General features: G+C 68.6%; 16 protein-coding genes. 8 read left to right on the top strand and 8 right to left on the bottom strand.

The features are described from left to right. Positions 1 to 19: 19 nt before the first annotated feature. Positions 20 to 475, top strand: a complete 456-nt coding sequence (locus LDL21_RS07060) for a MarR family winged helix-turn-helix transcriptional regulator (protein WP_225279296.1) — start codon at positions 20 to 22, stop codon at positions 473 to 475. After that, entirely contained in the window at positions 468 to 2,273 is a 1,806-nt protein-coding gene (locus tag LDL21_RS07055; RefSeq protein WP_225279295.1) for an AMP-dependent synthetase/ligase, read from the top strand. The genes LDL21_RS07060 and LDL21_RS07055 overlap by 8 nt, the downstream gene beginning before the upstream one ends. 67 nt (positions 2,274 to 2,340) lie before the next feature. On the opposite strand, the gene LDL21_RS07050 is transcribed toward LDL21_RS07055, so the two are convergent. Next, on the bottom strand, positions 2,341 to 2,631 hold the full coding sequence (locus LDL21_RS07050) for a hypothetical protein (RefSeq protein ID WP_181698664.1): 291 nt from the start codon (positions 2,629 to 2,631) through the stop codon (positions 2,341 to 2,343). Between the two features lie 328 nt (positions 2,632 to 2,959). On the opposite strand from LDL21_RS07050, the gene LDL21_RS07045 reads away from it, so the two are divergent. Beyond that, positions 2,960 to 4,450, top strand: a complete 1,491-nt coding sequence (locus LDL21_RS07045) for an aminotransferase class V-fold PLP-dependent enzyme (protein WP_225279294.1) — start codon at positions 2,960 to 2,962, stop codon at positions 4,448 to 4,450. Between the two features lie 42 nt (positions 4,451 to 4,492). On the opposite strand, the gene LDL21_RS07040 is transcribed toward LDL21_RS07045, so the two are convergent. Beyond that, positions 4,493 to 5,041, bottom strand: coding sequence for a hypothetical protein (locus LDL21_RS07040; protein ID WP_225279293.1), 549 nt, complete (start codon positions 5,039 to 5,041; stop codon positions 4,493 to 4,495). A gap of 164 nt (positions 5,042 to 5,205) precedes the next feature. On the opposite strand from LDL21_RS07040, the gene LDL21_RS07035 reads away from it, so the two are divergent. Next, complete coding sequence (locus tag LDL21_RS07035; RefSeq protein ID WP_225279292.1) at positions 5,206 to 5,505, top strand: DUF1905 domain-containing protein; 300 nt, start codon at positions 5,206 to 5,208, stop codon at positions 5,503 to 5,505. Between the two features lie 9 nt (positions 5,506 to 5,514). Here LDL21_RS07035 and LDL21_RS07030 read toward each other — a convergent pair whose 3' ends face one another. Next, complete coding sequence (locus LDL21_RS07030) at positions 5,515 to 6,084, bottom strand: TetR/AcrR family transcriptional regulator (RefSeq protein WP_225279291.1); 570 nt, start codon at positions 6,082 to 6,084, stop codon at positions 5,515 to 5,517. A 94-nt stretch (positions 6,085 to 6,178) separates the two neighbouring features. On the opposite strand from LDL21_RS07030, the gene LDL21_RS07025 reads away from it, so the two are divergent. Both LDL21_RS07025 and LDL21_RS07020 read left to right on the top strand, forming a co-directional pair. Then, on the top strand, positions 6,179 to 6,901 hold the full coding sequence (locus LDL21_RS07025; protein ID WP_225279290.1) for an alpha/beta fold hydrolase: 723 nt from the start codon (positions 6,179 to 6,181) through the stop codon (positions 6,899 to 6,901). 94 nt (positions 6,902 to 6,995) lie between these two features. Continuing rightward, complete coding sequence (locus LDL21_RS07020) at positions 6,996 to 7,424, top strand: winged helix-turn-helix transcriptional regulator (protein ID WP_225279289.1); 429 nt, start codon at positions 6,996 to 6,998, stop codon at positions 7,422 to 7,424. A 39-nt stretch (positions 7,425 to 7,463) separates the two neighbouring features. On the opposite strand, the gene LDL21_RS07015 is transcribed toward LDL21_RS07020, so the two are convergent. The 3 genes from LDL21_RS07015 to LDL21_RS07005 form a co-directional block, all read right to left on the bottom strand. Continuing rightward, positions 7,464 to 8,159, bottom strand: coding sequence for a type 1 glutamine amidotransferase domain-containing protein (locus tag LDL21_RS07015; protein WP_225279288.1), 696 nt, complete (start codon positions 8,157 to 8,159; stop codon positions 7,464 to 7,466). A 126-nt stretch (positions 8,160 to 8,285) separates the two neighbouring features. Beyond that, a complete protein-coding gene (locus LDL21_RS07010; protein ID WP_225279287.1) occupies positions 8,286 to 9,371 on the bottom strand; it encodes a PQQ-dependent sugar dehydrogenase in 1,086 nt (361 codons plus the stop codon). Positions 9,372 to 9,506: 135 nt separating this feature from the next. Then, on the bottom strand, positions 9,507 to 10,568 hold the full coding sequence (locus tag LDL21_RS07005; RefSeq protein ID WP_225279286.1) for a hypothetical protein: 1,062 nt from the start codon (positions 10,566 to 10,568) through the stop codon (positions 9,507 to 9,509). Between the two features lie 129 nt (positions 10,569 to 10,697). Here LDL21_RS07005 and LDL21_RS07000 point away from each other — a divergent pair, with 129 nt between their 5' ends. Both LDL21_RS07000 and LDL21_RS06995 read left to right on the top strand, forming a co-directional pair. After that, positions 10,698 to 11,984 (top strand): ATP-grasp domain-containing protein, encoded by a 1,287-nt coding sequence (locus LDL21_RS07000; RefSeq protein ID WP_225279285.1) that lies wholly within the window; start codon positions 10,698 to 10,700, stop codon positions 11,982 to 11,984. Beyond that, positions 11,985 to 14,024, top strand: a complete 2,040-nt coding sequence (locus LDL21_RS06995; RefSeq protein WP_225279284.1) for a CocE/NonD family hydrolase — start codon at positions 11,985 to 11,987, stop codon at positions 14,022 to 14,024. It begins immediately after the preceding gene. A gap of 5 nt (positions 14,025 to 14,029) precedes the next feature. On the opposite strand, the gene LDL21_RS06990 is transcribed toward LDL21_RS06995, so the two are convergent. Together LDL21_RS06990 and LDL21_RS06985 are read right to left on the bottom strand one after the other, a co-directional pair. Beyond that, positions 14,030 to 14,491 carry a VOC family protein gene (locus LDL21_RS06990; protein ID WP_225279283.1) on the bottom strand — a complete coding sequence of 154 codons (462 nt, stop codon included), beginning with the start codon at positions 14,489 to 14,491 and terminating at the stop codon, positions 14,030 to 14,032. Beyond that, positions 14,488 to 15,597 (bottom strand): glutamate--cysteine ligase 2, encoded by a 1,110-nt coding sequence (locus tag LDL21_RS06985; RefSeq protein ID WP_225279282.1) that lies wholly within the window; start codon positions 15,595 to 15,597, stop codon positions 14,488 to 14,490. Before LDL21_RS06985 ends, LDL21_RS06990 begins: the two co-directional genes overlap by 4 nt. Positions 15,598 to 15,695 lie beyond the last annotated feature (98 nt).

Below are 15,695 nucleotides of genomic sequence, written 5' to 3'. Positions count from 1 at the left end.
CCGCGGATATAGTTGCGCCATGCAACACCAGTCGGGTGGATGGTCGCCCGAGCTCGTCGCGGTGCACGACGCGCTCACGCAGATCGTCCGCGAAGCCATCGCGGCGCGGCCCGCGTCGGAGGGGATACCGTCGTTCGCACAGCGGTCGGCGTTGTCCTACATCGAACGGAATCCGGGCTGTCGTGCCACCGAGCTGGCCGAAGCGTTCGGCGTGCACCGCTCGACGGTGTCACGACAGCTGCGGACCTGCGTCGACGCGGGCTGGGTGGCGGCGGGCGACGGAAATTCCCGTGCGGGCTACCCGCTGACGCTCACCGCGTCGGGCCGCCGGGCACATCGAGCCGCGATCGAACACGACCTCATGCTGCTCGAGGAGCGGATGAGCGACTGGACTGCCGACGACATCACCGACTTCGCGCACGCCTTGCGGCGATTCCAGCGACCCGACCAGCCCCTTGGAGGCGAGCATGCGTGAGTTCACCACGCCGGCCACGTTCACCATCGCCGAGAACGAGACCATCGTCGGCTCGGTCTACACCCAGGCCGACCAGTTCCCGCGGCGGGTGCTGTTCTCCCGTCCCGTCGGGGATCACTGGGTCGACGTCACCGCGGACGAGTTCGCGCGGCTGGTGTCCGCCGTCGCGAAAGGCTTGATCGCCAACGGTATTCGGGCCGGTGACCGGGTGGTCCTCGCGTCGGCGACGCGCTTCGAGTGGACCCTGTTCGATTTCGCGATCTGGGCCGCCGGTGCGGTGACCGTTCCCGTCTACGACTCGTCTTCGGCCGAGCAGGTGCGGTGGATCCTCGAGGATTCCGGTGCGGCGCTCGCCATCGTGGAGACCGGCAGGCACAAAGATCTGCTCGCGAACGCACCGGCAACGCTGCGCCGGTCCCTGGTCATCGACGACGGCGCCGAAACCCTGCTGATCGCCGAGGGCTCCGACCGCTCCGACGACTGCCTGCGGGAACGGCTCGACGGGCTGCGCGCCGACGGCCTCGCCTCCCTGGTGTACACATCCGGCACCACCGGTCGCCCCAAAGGTTGCATGCTCACCCATCGCAACTTCCTGTCGGAGGTGCGCGGCATCCTGACCGCGAGTATCGGTGAGGTGGCCCGCCCGGGGCAGCGGATGCTCACTTTCCTGCCGCTCGCGCACGTGCTGGCCAGGGCGGTGTCGCTGGCCGCGTTCGAGGGCGGGATGACCCAGGCGCACTGGGCGGACTTCAAGACCATCACCGGGCAGTTCACCCGCTTCCGCCCGCACACCATCCTCGGCGTGCCTCGGGTTTTCGAGAAGGTGCGCGACGGCGCGGAGAAGAAGGCCCGCGACGGCGGCAAGGTCAAGGCGGCCGTGTTCCGGTTCGCCGAGCAGACCGCGGTGCGGTGGAGTGAAAACCTCGACCACACCGGCGGATTCGCGCGCGGACCATCGCTGCTGCTGCGTGCCGAGTACGCACTGTGCGACCGGCTGGTGTACACCCCGCTGCGAGCCGCCCTCGGTGGTGACTGCGAGTTCGTCATCTCCGGCGGCGGCGCGTTGACGCCCAGGCTCGGGCATTTCTTCCGGGGCGTCGGTGTCCCGGTCTACGAGGGCTACGGCCTCACCGAATCCACCGCCGCGCACTGTGTGAACGTGCCGGGCGCGGTGAAGATCGGCACGGTGGGACAACCGTTGGGCGGCAACGCCGTTCGCATCGCCGAGGACGGGGAGATCGAGGTGTCCGGTGGCGTCGTGTTCGCCGGGTACTGGCGCGGCGAGGAAGCTACCGCCGCCGCGCTGCCCGACGGGTGGTTGCGCACCGGCGACCTCGGCGCCATCGACGACGACGGGTTCCTGTCGATCACCGGGCGTAAGAAGGACCTCCTCGTCACGGCGGGCGGCAAGAACGTCTCCCCCGGCCCGATGGAGGACCGCATCCGTTCGCACGCGTTGATCTCGCAGGCCGTAGTGGTCGGCGACGGTCGCTCGTTCATCACCGCGCTCATCACCATCGACCCGGAGACGTTCACCGGATGGAAGCAAGCGGCCGATCGGCCGGCCGAGGCGACCGTCGCCGATCTGCGGACGGATCCGGCGCTGCTCGCCGAGGTGCAGCAGGCGATCGACGATGCCAACAGCACCGTCTCCCACGCCGAATCCATCAAGAAGTTCGTCGTCCTCGACCGCGACCTGACCGAGGAGTCGGGCGAACTCACCGCCACGCTCAAGGTGAAGCGGCACGTGGTCGCCGAGCGATTCGCCGATGAGATCGACGGCATGTACCGGGCCTGAGAACCGATCCGCCGGGCACCGGCGCCGCGCGGGCGAGGACCAGATCCCCGGCGTCCGTCGACAGCGATCAGGCGCCCAGCAGGCGGACTTCGCTGTCCAGCAGGGCGGCCTGTTCGGTCAGTGCGGTCGGGTCCGGGTGCGCGCCGAGCCGCCGCTGAACCTCCGCCCGGCTGACGACGACCATCCCGCTCTGCTGGTCCTCCGATCCCGGGGCGACCCGCACCCGTCCACCTTCGAGAACCAGGCAGGCTTGCGCGTCGTCGGCGCCGAGCAGATCCCGCACCATGTCGACGGTGACCAAGTCCGCGGCCGCACTCGCCGGTGACGGGGTGGCGCCATTTTGCTCGTCAGTTGCCATGGTGTGCGCTTGCCCAGACGGCAACCACCGAAACACCGGCATTCCATCGACCTGCGCACAGGGCGGGAGCGATACGGAAGGGCCCTGACCGGGGAGCACAATCGGAGGTGGAGAGAGCGTCGAGGTCTGCGGTCCCCGCCGCTCGCTCCACCAGGCAGGAGTGTAGCAATCCTGTTGCCCGACAACCACTTTCGTGTCTCAACTCACCCGTTGAACGAGACCGGATCCCCGGGTTTCCGGACGAGAACCCGTTTCAGCGCCGCGTCACCTGCGCCGACACGCCTCGCCGCGCGGCGGATCGGCGCGGCGGGCCTCTACCCTCTGATCGGTGGCGACCACCCCGCGCGTTGCTCCAGCACACCAGCATGTCCTCGCACCCGTTCCCCCGCATATGACGGCTGCCCAATTCCGGGCCCACGGCCGGGCCGTGGTGGACTGGGTGGCCGATTACTGGGAGCGGGTGGAGTCGCTGCCGGTGCGGTCGAACGTCGTACCCGGTGAGGTCCGCGCGCAACTGCCTGCCGAGCCGCCCGAGATCGGCGAACCGTTCGAGGCGCTGCTCGCCGACATGGATCGGATCGTCGTGCCCGGCTCGACACAGTGGCAGCATCCCGGCTTCCTCGCCTACTACCCGAGCGGCGCGTCGGGCCCGTCGGCGCTGGCCGAGCTGCTGATCTCCGGTCTCGGTATGCAAGGCATGCTCTGGCAGACCGCACCGGCGTGCACCGAGCTGGAACAGCTCGTTCTCGACTGGCTGGCCGGCCTGATCGGGCTACCCGAGCGTTTCACCTTCGCGGGCGGCGGTGGCGGTGTGGTGCAGGACGGTGCGAGCACCGCGATGCTGATCGCCCTGCTGGCCGCCCTGCAGCGGGCGTCGCGCGGAGCGGTCGCCCACGCGGGTGTCGAGCGTGGCCGCTACGTCGTCTACACCTCGACCGAAGCGAACTGCGGTTTCGAAAAGGCCACGCGGATAACGGGTCTCGGCTCCAGCGCCATCCGCGTCGTCGACACCCGCGCGGACCTGTCGATGGACCCGGTGGCGCTGCGTACGGCGATGGCACACGACGCCGCGGCCGGCCGGATACCCGTCCTGGTGATGGCGACGGTCGGCACCACTTCCACGGGCGCCGTCGACCCGGTTCCCCGCATCGGCCCGGTCTGTCGCGAATTCGGCGCCTGGTTGCATGTGGACGCGGCGTACGCGGGCGTGGCCGCGATGTGCCCGGAGCTGCGCTGGATCAACGACGGCGTGGCGGACTTCGCCGATTCCTACGCGACCAATCCGCACAAATGGTTGCTCACCGCCTTGGAATTCGACGCCTGCTACCTCGCCGACCACTCGGCGCTGACGGACGTGCTGTCGGTACTGCCGGAGTACCTGCGCAACAGCGCGACCGAATCCGGCGCGGTGGTGGACTACCGGGATTGGCAACTGCCGGTGGGCCGCCGGTTCCGGGCACTGAAGTTGTGGGCGGTGATCCGCTGGTACGGCGCGTCCGGTTTGCGCGAGCACATTCGCTACAGCGTGTCCGCGGCGCAGCGGTTCGCGGCGTGGGTCGAGGCCGACGCCCGGTTCGACGTGCTCGCGCCGCATCCGCTGTCGCTGATCTGTTTCCGCCTGCGCGCCGCCGACGACGTCAACCGGGCCCTGCTGGACGCTGTCAACGCGACGGGCCAGGTCCTGTTGTCGCACACCATGGTTCGCGGGCAGTTCGCTCTCCGCGTGGCGATCGGGGGCTGCGCGACCCGCCTCGAACACGTGGCAACAGCATGGCACCTGGTGAGCGAGTGGGCCGACATCGTCGCCGGACCCCACTGACCGACGAGCGCCGCCGGAGGATTCCCGGCGACGCTCGCGGTCTCAGCTCACGGTGAACGTGCCGGTCAGCACCGCCTCGGTGACCCCAGGACAGGTTTGTTCGGTGGTCACCGTGTTGTCGTCGGTCGCGGAGTGCCCGGCGAGCGTGCCGGAGTCGATGGTGATCGGGAAGGTGGCCGGGCCACCGCCCTTGGACTTGGCCTGGTTGCCCGCGGCTTTGCTGCTGGTGGTGCTCGTGCTGCCGTCGGACCAGGTGATGGTGCCCGTGCCCTCGTGGACGGTCACCTTCCCCTCGCAGGAGGCCACCTCGGTGCCCTGCTCCTCCATGCTCACCGGGTACGGCCCACCCTCGTCGACGGCGGACCCGGCGCAGTCGGTGAACTCGGTGGTAGCCGACCATTCGACGCGGGTCGGCTTTTCCCCGAGCCCGTCGCCCGCCCAGGTGACGGTGCCGTTCTGGGTGCAGGTGATGATCGGCTCCGCCTGGTTCGCACCGGGTGGCGCGGCGATGGCCGGTGCGGCGAACGGGACGAGCCCGATCGACGCGGTGGCGAGAACAACGGCTCCGGTCAGACGATATCGGGTGAACATTCGTCTCCTCTGTCGTTCCTGCTGGGCTGATGAACGCCCGAGACAGTACTTCGCCGCCGCCCGGCTCCCATACCACGACCCTCCCCGGGGTCCACACCGAGTCGAACCCGCAACAACACCGTTGCCGACCGGAACCTGTCGGCGCCCGGCGCTATCCTGCGCGCATGCAGCCGTGGGAGTACGAATTCTCCGCCGAGGTCTGGCAGGCACCGGGCGCCACCTGGCATTTCGTCGCGCTCCCCGAGCCGGTCGCGGACGATATCGCCGATCGGCATCCCCGCACCGGACCCGGTTTCGGCGCCGTCCCGGTCACGGTGTCGGTCGGCGCGACCACCTGGTCGACATCGGTGTTCCCGGACAAGAAGCGCGGCACGTACATCCTGCCCATGAAGAAGCCGGTCCTGCGGGCCGAAGAGCTGGCCGAGGGCGATACAGCACACGTGCGGCTGCGCACCGGCCGGTAAGCAGGCGAATCACGCTGTACGCGAGCGTGTTCCGTGCATGATGACACCCACCACCGTGCGCACATACGACTCGCTGAAGCCTTCACCGCGCAGCACGAGATGCGTCCACAACGAACCCGCGAGCAGGTCGACGACGAGCGCCGGATCCAGTCCGGCCGGGATTTCACCCCGTGCGACGGCGCGGTCGAAGATCACCTGCTCGCGTTCGAGGCGATCACCGAAGAAGCGATGACCGACCGAGGCGAGCTCGGGACGTGAGGCCGATGCGGACAGGACCGCTGTGACGATGGGCGAGGTGTCCTCGGCGGTCAGCAGCCGGCCGATCTCGAGCCCGAGCGCGGTGAGGTCGCCCTCGAAGCTGCCGGTGTCGGGAATCGAAATGCGCAGGGGCGCGGCCACAGTCAGCGCCGCGGCGAGCAGCGCGTCCTTCGACGGCCACCAGCGGTAGAGCGTTGTCTTGTTGACGCCGGACTGCCGGGCGACCGCCTCCATCGTCAGGTCGTCATAGCCGTCTCGGGCCAGCAACTCCAGAGCACAGTGGTAGATGGTTTCTGCTTTTCGGGGGCCCGAGGTCGTCACCCGCCCAACAATACAACGCAACGTTGCGTTGCCCCTACAGTCGAGGTACGTTTGCAACGCAACGTTGCGTTGCAATATTGGAGGAGGGATAGCTATGCCGGATCGTCTACCGGTGGTTTTCGTCCATGGAATCCGGATGAGCGGGGCGGCCTGGACGTCGGTCGCCGACCGAGTCGGCCGGGTGCGACCTGTCACCACCGTCGACCTGCCCGGCCACGGGCACAGGCGCGGCGAACGGTTCACCGTCGCCGGATCTGCCGACACCGTCTGCGAGGCAATAGATTCCGTCGGCGGACGTGCCCTGGTTGTCGGACATTCGCTGGGTGGATACGTCGGCATCGCCACTGCGGAAATGGCTCCGGCGAAGGTGGCGGGGCTCGTGGTCGCGGGTTCGACGTGCGTGCCCACGCGAACTCTGATGACACCGTTCACCGTGATGCATCGAGTGCTTTCGCGGCAGCCCGACGGTGGCCACCGGGCGAGCTCACGCGTGTTCGACCGCGTCCTTCCACCGGCCGTCGCCCGCGCCGTCGAAGCCGCGGGTATAGCGACCGAGGCCATCCCCGATGTCGTCGACGAACTCAGCGACTTCGACGTGCTCGCCGCCCTCGGCTCCTATACGGGGCCGATATCGCTGGTCAACGGCCGCCACGATCACTTCCGCGTGCAGGAACGCCGATTCCTGCGGCAGTGCCGCGACGGCCGCCTGACAGTAGTCGCCGGTGCCGGACACTATCTGCCCCTGATCCATCCGGACCGGTTCACCGAACTCGTACTCGAGGCTGCGACAGCAGCCGAGACCACCTCCTATCGGTAAGCCCGGCTTACCGCTGCGGCGAGAAGATCGTCGTTGTTCCGGACTGTTCGCGGCGTCAAGCTGGTGCGATACAGCCCGAGGTTAGGAACATTGGATGCTTCGACACGACGATTTCGATCGGACCGGCGGGGGCACGATGCTGGTCGCCGACCGGTGTGCACCGGATCTGCGCCACGCGGCATGCGAGGTGCGCGACGTGCTGAACCGGATCGGCGACAAGTGGTCGGTACTGGTGATCACCGAGCTGATCGGCGGGGCACGGCGCTTTCTGCAACTGCACCGCAGCGTGCCCGGCATCTCCCAGCGCATGCTCACCGTGACCCTGCGCCGTCTCGAACGCGACGGCCTGGTGGCCCGCCGGATCTATCCGACGGTGCCGGTGCAGGTGGAGTACACCCTGACACCGGTCGGACGCAGCTTGCTCACGGTCCTCGATGTGGTCGCCGAATGGTCGGTGCGGCACCGCGCCGAGGTGATGTCGTCGCGAGCCCGCTGGGACGTCACCGTCGCCGCCGCGGACTGAAACGCGGCCGTGGACGAGTCGTCCACGGCCGCACCGGGTTCAGACGAGAGCTTTGAGGACCGCGGCGGCCAGCGGGGCCGAGGAGGCGGGGTTCTGACCGGTGAAGAGGTTGCGATCGGTGACGACGTGCGGCGCCCACGGTTCGCCCGAGGTGTAGTCGGCACCGAGCGCGACGAGGCGGTCCTCGAGCAACCATTTCGCCTTGTCGGCGAGGCCGGCCTGGGACTCCTCGGCATTGCTGAAGCCGGTGAGGCGGTACCCGGCGAACGGCGAGACGCCCGCGTCGCCGGTGGTGGCCAGCAGCGCGGCGGGTGCGTGGCAGACGACCGCCAGCGGCTTGCCCGAGGCAAGGGCGGCGTTGAGGAGTGCGCCCGAATCCTTGTTCACCGCAAGGTCTTCCATCGGCCCGTGGCCGCCCGGATAGTAGACGGCATCGAATTCGGCCAGGTCGACATCTTCCAGTCGCACCGGATCGCGCAGTTCCTTCGCGCCCTCGATCACCTCCCGGACGCGTTGCGCACCGGCGGCGCCGCCGTTGACCTCCGCTTCGAGGCTGCCCGTGTCGACGGGCGGCACGACACCACCCGGGGTGGCGACCACGATCTGGTGGCCGGCCTCCGTGAAGGCCTCGTAGGGCGCCACGAATTCCTCGGCCCAGTAGCCGGTGGGGTGCTCGGTGCCGTCGGCCAGGGTCCAGTGATCCGCGCCGGTCATCACGAACAGAAATTTAGCCATCGAAGCTCCTTCGGGCTGGGTGGGGAGACCGCCTGTCGAACGGTTCCGCCACCCGAAGGTAGGCCGGGCCGCATCCGTTGACCAATAGGCTTGCCGATATCGGACATCGAAATATCGATGGGTCGCTCAGCGGGCCGGGAAGCGCAGGATCCGATCGTCGCCGTCACGGAGGTCGCCGCGGCCGTCGGTGTTGGAGGTGGTGAGCCAAAGGGCGCCGTCGGGGGCGACAGCGACTGTGCGCAGGCGGCCGTAGGCGTCACGCAGGTAGTCCCGGGGTGCGGTCAGGGCCGCACCGGAAAGGGTTGCCGTCCAGAGCCTTTCGCCGCGCAGGGCGGCAACGTAGAGGGTGTCGCCCGCGATGGCGATGCCCGACGGTGAGGCCTCGTCGGTCGACCAGGTGAGCAGCGGATCGGTGAAGCCCCGGTCGGCGCCGCCTCCGCCTTCGACGTCTGGCCACCCGTAATTGCGGCCGGGCTCGATGCGGTTGATCTCGTCGAGGCGGTTCTGCCCGAACTCCGCCGCGTACAGCGTGCCGGTGCGGTCCCAGGCCAAACCCTGCACATTGCGGTGACCCATGCTCAGCACCGGTGAACCGGGCGTCGGGTTTCCCGGCGCGGGCGCACCCTCGGCTGTCAGCCGCAGAATCTTGCCGTTCGGACTGCCGGGATCCTGCGACAGCGACGACTGCCCGGCGTCTCCGGTGCCGACATACAGCATTCCGTCGGGCCCGAACGCGATGCGCCCGCCATTGTGGTTGCCCGCCTTGGCGATTCCGCGGAACACCACCTCCACCGGCCCACCCGGCCGGAATCGGACGATGCGATTGTCGTCGGCCGCGGTGAAGTAGGCGTACACGTAGTCGTCGCGCACAGCGAGACCGAGCAGGCCGCCTTCCCCGCGCGCCACCACCCCCGGCACCTCGGAGAACAGCTCAGGAGTGCGACCCGGTACCACCCGCAGAATCCGCCCGGAGTCCCGTTCGGCCACCAGCGCGGCCCCGTCGGAGAGGAAGGCCAGTCCCCACGGCACCTCGATCCCCTGCGCGACCACTTCGGGCACTCCGAGATCAGGCACGCCCTCGGACCGGCTCGGCGCGCTCGAGGAGGCGATCGGTGAAGTCGGCGCACTCGCCTGCTCGTTCGCACACGCCGCGACGACGACCACCGCCGCAACGGCAACGATCAGCCGTCGTGCCACTGCCCTGACGCCCATCGACCAGCGCTCCGTCCCGGTGGGCGCCCCTTCACCACCACCGGTATCGAGGATATCCGGTGCCCCCACCGATGAAGCCCGCTCAGCCGCCCAGGACGCCCCGTGATCCGAAACGGCCCCGATCATGCTGTGTCCCTATGGCTCCTGGGCTCGACGCTGGTCTTCGGCGACCCGGCGACGCTCTTGCTCGCGGTAGCCATAGGTGGCTTTGCGCACGGTCACATCGTCTTCGAGGCCGGAGCCGACCGCGCCTGCCACCGTGCCGAGCACCGTCGCCATCAGGGCGATCGTCAGGTAGTCGGAGGGGCCACACGGACGGCCGAGAGTGCTGGTCAGGTAGTCCGGCGGGATGACGACGGCCACCGCCACCAGGGTGATCGAGTACAGCGCGAGGAAGAACACGATCGTGCCGACGGCGACGGTGCTCACGGTTCCCGCGTTGCGCAACGCCAGATACCGATCGTCCCGGCCGTGCATCCGTCGCTCCCACAGCCCGTGCCCGGCAATGATCCACGCCGACAAGGCAACCAGCGCCGACACCGTAATTCCCGTCAAGCGCAGCGGCCCGATCGCCGTTGCCAGCAACCAGATCGAGGAGTACAGCACCCCGAACGCCGTTCCGGCCATCGCACCGGCCAGCGCCGAGGACAACCCGACGACCAGCTGCCACGGCCGGTTCGCGCGCACCATCCCCGCCAGCAGGAACAGCGAGCCGAACCGCACGGCCCGCACCAACCGCAATTCGCCGCCCCGCTCCACCACTCGCAGCCCACGCGCGTTCGGTCGGGTAAGCGCGCCTGAGCGTCGCGAGCGCAGAACTTCGACGATCCGCACCGCGAGCTCACGCAACCGCTGCCGCAGCCGCATCCCACCGAGTGCGGGCAGCGAGATGAGGGCGACCTGATGGGCCGGGTCGATATCGGCGACCACCACCGCCCGCCCGTCACGCAGCGGCAGGTCGGTAACACACAGGGCCAGGTCCCAGGTGGTTTCCCGGACGTATTCGCGGGCCTTGTCGATCAGGTGGACGCTGTCGGGATACATCGCCTCGAACGGATCGTCGTTGACGAGCACCCGCCACTCGACCTGTTCGCCGACGACCCGGGCGAGTTCCGCCGGGAGGTCGTCGCGCAGCGAGCGGGCGAGCCGTGTGGGCAGGTCGGGGTCGGCGAGTACACCGATCGTCACTTCCGTCATCCACCGACCACCTGTCCTCGCCGTGCACATCTCACTGCTCGCGCGTTCCCTGAACCGCCGCCGGGAAACGACCGGTGATCGCCGGGTCACACCCTGTTTCGGACCGCCCGTTCCGGTTAGACGCCACCAATGACGAAGAATGTTTTCGTACCTGGTCTGACCGAATTGCAGCGAGCCGACATCAGCACGGTCGAGATTCCCGGCGGTCTGCGACTGCACGGACTGCTCGACTACGACTCGCTGGTCAAGGCCGAGGAGTTCGATTTCGACGAGTTGCTCGACCGGGCCCGCACCGAACTGGATGCCTTCGACGGCTCGGTGGACGCCATCATCGCCCACTGGGATTTCCCCACGAGCGTGATCGTGCCCATCCTCGCCGCGGAACGTGGCCTGCCCGCGCCCAGCCTCGAGAGTGTGCTGCGCTCGGAGCACAAACTGTGGAGCCGGGTGTTGCAACGCGAGTCCGTGCCCGAATGCGTGCCGAATTTCTGCGCGTTCGACCCCTTCGACCCGAACGCCCTCGACAGCATCGATCTCGATTTCCCGTTCTGGGTCAAGCCCGTGAAGGCCCACTCCTCCCAACTGGGTTTCGAGGTGCACGACCCCGAGGAATTCGCGGCGGCGACCGAGACCATCCGCGCCGAGATCGGCCGCATCGCCGACCCGTTCGACCAGGCCCTCGCCCGGGTGACGGTGCCGGAGGACGTGCGCGTGGCCGGGGGCCGCACCTGCCTGGCCGAGCAGATCGTCACCGGCACCCAGGCAGCGCCCGAGGGGTCGATGGCAGGCGGTGAGTACCGGGTGCACGGCGTGTTCGACATGCGCAAGGACGCCACCGGGCACAGCTTCGCCCACCTGGACTACCCGGCACGAACAGTGCCGGAGTCGGTGCGCGACACCATGATCGAGGTCACCGAACGCTATCTGCGCCACGTCGGTTACAACAACGGCTGCTTCAACTCCGAGTTCATGTGGGACGCCGACACCGGGAAGTTGTGGTTGATCGAGGTCAACACCCGCATCTCGCAGTCGCACAGCGACCTGTTCGTCAAGGTCGACGGCACCTCCAACCACGCCGTCGCCATCGACGTCGCGCTCGGGCGCACCCCCGAAATGCCCCACCGCAAGGGGCGTTTCGCGGTCGCCGCACAGTGCATGGTGCCGCGCTACGAGGACGGTGTCGTCACCCGCGTGCCCGACGAATCACAGATCGAGGCCCTGCGCCGCAGGTTCCCCGACACGGTGGTGACCATCGACGTGGCTCCGGGCGAGCGGCTCTCGGAGCTGCCCAACCAGGACCCCTACCGCTACAAACTGGCCACCCTTTATCTCGGCGCCGCCGACCACGACGAGTTGGAGCAGCGCTACCAGGACTGTCTCGAGGCACTGCCGTTCGAATTCGAGGAGGTCGATTGAGTGCACACGGTCGAGTCGTTCCCGTACGAGGTACGGGTCACCGAGAACGTTTTCATCCCGATGCGCGACGGCGCCCGGCTGGCGGCGCGCATCTGGCGACCGGTCACCGAGGAACCGCTGCCCGCGGTGTTCGAGTACATCCCCTACCGCAAGCGGGACCTGACCCGCGGCCGTGACGCACTGAACCACCCCTACCTCGCCGGCCACGGGTATGTGTCGGTGCGGGTGGATCTGCGCGGCAGCGGCGACTCCGACGGTGTGCTCTACGACGAGTACCTGCCCGCCGAGCACGACGACGCCTGCGACGTCATCGCGTGGCTGGCCGAACAGCCCTGGTGTGACGGCAACGTCGGCATGATGGGCATCTCCTGGGGCGGTTTCAACAGCCTCCAGGTCGCCGCGCACCGGCCGCCCGCGCTCAAAGCCGTCGTCAGCGCGTCGGCGACAGAGGATCTCTACGTCGACAACATGCACTACATGGGCGGGTGCCTGCTGTCGGACAACCTGTCCGAGGCGACGGTGATGTTCGCTTTCAACAGCCTCCCGCCGGACCCGGCGATCGTCGGTGACCGGTGGCGCGAGATGTGGCACGAACGTCTCTCGGGCAGCGGGTTGTGGATCGAGCAGTGGCTGGAACACCAACGCCGCGACGACTATTGGAAGCGCGCCTCGGTGAACGAGGACTACAGCGCTGTGCAGTGCCCGGTGCTCGCCGTCGGCGGGTGGGCCGACGGGTACACCAATGCGATCTTCCGCCTGCTCGAGCACCTCGATGTACCGCGCCTGGGGTTGATCGGCCCGTGGGGGCACAAGTATCCGCATCTGGGCGTACCCGGTCCGGCCATCGGCTTCCTGCAGGAGATGGTGCGGTGGTGGGATCACTGGCTCAAGGGCCGCGACACCGCCATCATGGACGAACCGATGCTGCGAGTGTGGTTGCAGGACAGCGTGTCCCCGCACCCGTCTTATGCGGACCGCCCCGGCCGCTGGGTGGGCGAGCCGACCTGGCCCTCACCGAATATCGAACCGCGCCGGTTCGTTCTCGGCCGCTACGCCCTCGGCGAGGAGCCGGCACCCACGCGTCACCTGCGCCTGCAGTCGCCGCTGAGTGTCGGCATGTTCGCGGGCAAGTGGGCGTCCTACGCCGCGACTCCGGACCTGCCGTCGGACCAGCGCGACGAGGACGGCGGCTCCCTGGTATTCGAGACCGAAGCCCTCGACCAGCCGTGCGAGATCCTCGGTCTGCCGACCCTGGATCTCGAGGTCTCGGCGGACCGCCCGAACGCGATGCTGGCCGCCCGGCTTTCGGACGTGGCACCCAACGGCGAGGCGACCCGGGTGACCTACGGCCTGCTCAACCTCACCCACCGCGACGGCAGCGCCGAACCACGTCCGCTCGAACCGGGGCGCACCTATCGGGTTCACCTGCCGCTCAACGGGATCGCGCATTCCTTCCCGCCCGGGCACCGGATCCGGCTTTCGGTGTCGTCGTCGTACTGGCCGCTGGCCTGGCCGTCGCCGGAACCGGTGATGCTCACGATCAATACCGGAACGAGCACACTGACCCTGCCGCAACGCGCGCCGCGCGCCGAGGACGCGACCCTTCGCCCCTTCGAGGAACCGGAGGCCGCGCCGGCCGCGCCCGCGACGCATGTCGAACCGGGACAACACCATTGGAAGGTCGAGCGCGACCTGGCCAGTGGGGTGTCGACCCTGGAGATCGAGAACGACCAGGGCACGATCGTGCTCGACGACATCGGGACCTCGGTGCGCCGCGCGACCACGGAATGGTTCAGCTTCCAGGACAACGACGTCACCTCCGTGCGCGGACAGACCCGCACGGTGCGCCGCCTGGAACGCGACGAGTGGCGAACCGAGGTGGTCACCGACACCGTCTTGCGCTGCACCGCCGACGAATTCGTCATCGATGCCCAGCTCGACGCCTACGAACTGGAGGACTCCCCCGCCGATCCGCGCTCGCTGCGCAACCGGGTGTACTCACAGAACTGGCACCGCCGCATTCCCCGCGATCTGGTCTGAGCAGGTCAGTCCAGGCAGAACTCGTTGCCCTCGGGATCGGCCAGCACGATGAACCCGGCGCTCATGGGTGGTTCCGGCTCGAAACGCCGCAGGCGGGTGGCTCCGAGGGCGACGAGGCGCTCGCATTCGGCTTCCAGGGCGGTCATGCGCTGCTCGCCCTGGAGGCCGGGCGCGGCCCGCACGTCGAGGTGGACGCGGTTCTTGGCGACCTTGTCCTCGGGTACCCGCTGGAAGAACACGCGCGGGCCTGCCCCGTCGGGGTCCTCGATCGCCGAGCGCGAATTGTGTTCCTCGGCAGGCACTCCGATGCGGGTGAGGAACTCGTCCCACGCGGCGAGCGGGTCGGCGCCCGCCGGGAGCTCGACGCCGGGTGGGCCGGGGTGCACATACCCGAGCACTTCGCGCCAGAAGGTCGACAGCGCTCGTGGGTCGTGCGCGTCGAAGGTGATCTGCACGTGGCGGCTCATGGGCATCCTTCCAAAGTGGCTTTCGCCGATTCTGTGACCACATCGGCTATTTCGTGTCGCGAGCGTAGAGCACGCATCTGACGAAAAGCGCCGTTCCCGCGCTCGACCAGGGCCGCGACCGCTCCCGTGACGAAATCGAAGTCCCCCGCCTCGCGCAACGCGGGTCCGATGCGATCGATGAGTTCGGCGAGCAGTTCGCGATGCGGCAGCACCCGGCCCTCGATCGGGTCGAGCCCGTCACCGAAGAAGCCGGAGTGCGCGGCGTTCCAGTACGCGGCGCGCAGCACCTCGCTCGGCACGGCCGTGGCGGGATCGTCGCGCTCGATCGCATCGAGCCCGGTGCTGACGATCCCCCGGATCAACGCGGCGAGCAGCGCCGATTCCTCCGCGGTGGCGGGCACGTCACTCACCCGGACCTCCACGGTCGGAAAGGATTCCGAGGGGCGGATGTCCCAATACACCATCTTGTTGTCGAGGATGCTTCCGCTGGCGAGCATCATGGCCACGATCGCCTCGTACTCGTCCAGCGAGGAGAAATACGGTGGCGGGCCGGCGCTCGGCCAGCGCCGCCACAGAATGCTGCGCCAGCTCGCGTACCCGGTCTCGCGACCACGGTAGATCGCCGAATTCGCGGTGAGCGAGAGCAGCACCGGCAACCACGGACGCACATGGTTGCTCACCTGCACCGCCGTCGCCCGGTCGGGTACCCCGACGTGCACATGGCACCCGCACAGCCCCTGCTCCTGGGCGATCATGCCGAAGGTGCGGGCGATGCGCTGATAGCGCGGTGTATCGGTGACCGGGTACCCCTCGGGAACCGTCGGCGGCACGGCGACGGCGAGCAGGGAGGCGTCGTGCTGTGCGGCGCATTCGGCGACCCGCCGACGGGAGGTGCGCAGTTCGGTGAGCAGCTCACCGATGTCGGTGTGCACGCCGGTGCTGGTCTCCACCTGACAGCTGGTCAGCTCGAGCTGCAGATCGATGCCCGCCTTCTCGGCGGTGGCGGCGACCTCGGTGTTCTTCGGTGCGGGCGCACCGCTGACGGGGTCGGTGAGCAGGAACTCCTCTTCGACTCCGACGGTCGGTACCTGTGCGGGCCTACCCACGGCGATCCTCCTCCACCGGCGTGAACGAGCGTGCTGGGACGGTACCCGCAGGTGAGTGAGCCAAACAACAGACACTTTGTGCACTAACTGTTCATGGG

Origin of the sequence: Nocardia rosealba (assembly GCF_020216065.1) — a bacterium.
Lineage (GTDB): Bacteria > Actinomycetota > Actinomycetes > Mycobacteriales > Mycobacteriaceae > Nocardia > Nocardia rosealba.
This window is presented reverse-complemented; position numbering and strand designations above follow the sequence as displayed.